At 64.0% G+C, this 314-nt stretch carries 1 protein-coding gene; it reads right to left on the reverse strand.

All coding sequences use genetic code 11. The features are described from left to right. Positions 1-162 precede the first annotated feature (162 nt). On the reverse strand, positions 163-294 hold the full coding sequence (locus HX773_RS26220; RefSeq protein ID WP_370463640.1) for a hypothetical protein: 132 nt from the start codon (positions 292-294) through the stop codon (positions 163-165). Positions 295-314: the final 20 nt, after the last annotated feature.

The raw sequence follows: 314 nt of genomic DNA on the forward strand, positions 1-314 counted from the left end.
GCCACGGCGACCCTGCTGGCACCGTTCGAATACACCGGGCTGATCTGGGCGTTCCTGCTGTCGAACCTGATCTGGGGCACGCTGATGGATGTGTCGCTGATGATCGGTGCCGGACTGATCGCGGTCAGCGGCACCCTGGCGATGATCTTTGGTCGTCACCCGTCACAGGACGTCGTCGGCGCCGAATGCTCCGTGTCGCAGCCCCTTTATCCAGCAACGGCTGATATGGAGGCCGTTGGCGGGGCTGAAGGTCTCGGGGTTCAGACACCACTCGAGCCAGAGTCCGTCGAGCATCGCCGATAGGCCGATGGCGG

The sequence above is a fragment of the Pantoea sp. B9002 genome, from assembly GCF_013385945.1.
In the GTDB taxonomy this organism is placed as follows: domain Bacteria; phylum Pseudomonadota; class Gammaproteobacteria; order Enterobacterales; family Enterobacteriaceae; genus Pantoea.

What these genes read in the sequence shown, in the direction of transcription:
- HX773_RS26220 (WP_370463640.1), bottom strand. Translation starts at nt 294, where the DNA reads ATGCTCGACGGACTCTGGCTCGAGTGGTGTCTGAACCCCGAGACCTTC.